The sequence below is a fragment of the Streptomyces sp. NPDC101166 genome (assembly GCF_044768125.1).
Lineage (GTDB): Bacteria > Actinomycetota > Actinomycetes > Streptomycetales > Streptomycetaceae > Streptomyces.
Genome location: NZ_JBIWPF010000190.1, coordinates 1 through 1,236 on the forward strand (window position 1 = coordinate 1; position 1,236 = coordinate 1,236).

At 67.5% G+C, this 1,236-nt stretch carries 2 protein-coding genes; both read right to left on the minus strand.

Annotated features, from left to right (window positions below; genetic code table 11):
- A partial coding sequence (locus ACIRS4_RS37615) for an ATP-binding cassette domain-containing protein (protein WP_404204682.1) occupies positions 1 to 466 on the minus strand: 466 nt, incomplete at its 3' end.
- Positions 463 to 1,236 (minus strand): ABC transporter permease (locus ACIRS4_RS37620; RefSeq protein WP_404204684.1); only part of this gene is annotated, 774 nt, incomplete at its 5' end. The genes ACIRS4_RS37615 and ACIRS4_RS37620, both read right to left, overlap by 4 nt.

Genomic DNA, 1,236 nt, shown 5'->3' on the forward strand with positions numbered 1-1,236 from the left:
GTCGCACCGGGGTGTCGAGGGTGCCGCCCATCTCCAGCTGGGTGATGAGCTCGGCGGTGCGGGCCCGCGCGGCGGCCGGTTCGAGCCGGTGGATGGCCGCCAGGATCGAGAACGATTCGCGCAGTGGCAGATCCCACCACAGCTGTGAGCGCTGCCCGAACACCACCCCGATCCGTGAGGCCAGTTCGCGGCGCTGCCGCACCGGGTCCAGGCCACAGGTCCGCAACCGTCCGGCCGAGGGCACCAGGATGCCGGTGATCATCTTGATGGTGGTGGACTTGCCCGCGCCGTTCGCGCCGATATATCCGACCGCCGCGCCGGGCTCCACCCGGAAGCTCATATCGTCCACCGCGGTCAGCACCTCGCGCCGCCGTCGCCAGCGGCCCTCCTTCTTGCTGACCGTGAAAGTCCGTGTCAGGCCCTCGATCTCGATGATGGCCCGCTCGCCGGTCCGGGTCCCGCTCATCCGCCGCCTCCTTGATAGTGCCTGGTCCCGAGCCGCCACAGGAACAGCGCCACCGCCCACACCCAGGCCGCCGCCACCGGGGCCGCCCACGCCAGCCAGCCCGGCAGCGGCGCGGGCCCGGGCAATCCGAGCAACGCGATGGCGGGCAGATAGGAGGTGAAGGCGACCGGAATCAGAAATCCGAACACGAGTTTCATTGGTGTGGGAAACACCGAGGTCGGTTGCATCGAGGCGTAGGAGCCGCCGTAGGTGAAGGAATTCGTCAGCTCCGCACCGTCGATCAGAAAGAACTGCACCCCGGCCGCGCACACGAAAAGTCCTGCGAAGATGGCGATTCCGGCGGCCACGGTGACCACGAACAGCACCAGATGCGCCGCAGACCAGTCGATGTCGTTGCGCACCAGGCCGAACGCGAGCACGGTGGCGGCCACCGCGATGCGCGCCAGCCGCCGCAATTGCACATCACTGGTCATGAGCTGGAGCAGCAGCGGTTGCGGCCGCAGGTAGTACGCGTCGAGGGTGCCCATCCGGATATAGGTGGGCAGCGTGTCGGCGTGCCCGACCACCATGTCGGCGATGGCGAAACAGGTATTGCTCATGCCGAACAGCAGCAGCATGCCGTTCAGATCGAGCCCGCCCAGTTGCCGCACATTGTGGAAGACCACCCACATTTCGGCGAATTCCATCAGCCCGATCAGGAAGGCGCTCAGCACATCCGTGGCGAAGGACAGCGGGTACGCGCGTTGCGCGCGCAGCCGGGATCCGAGGAC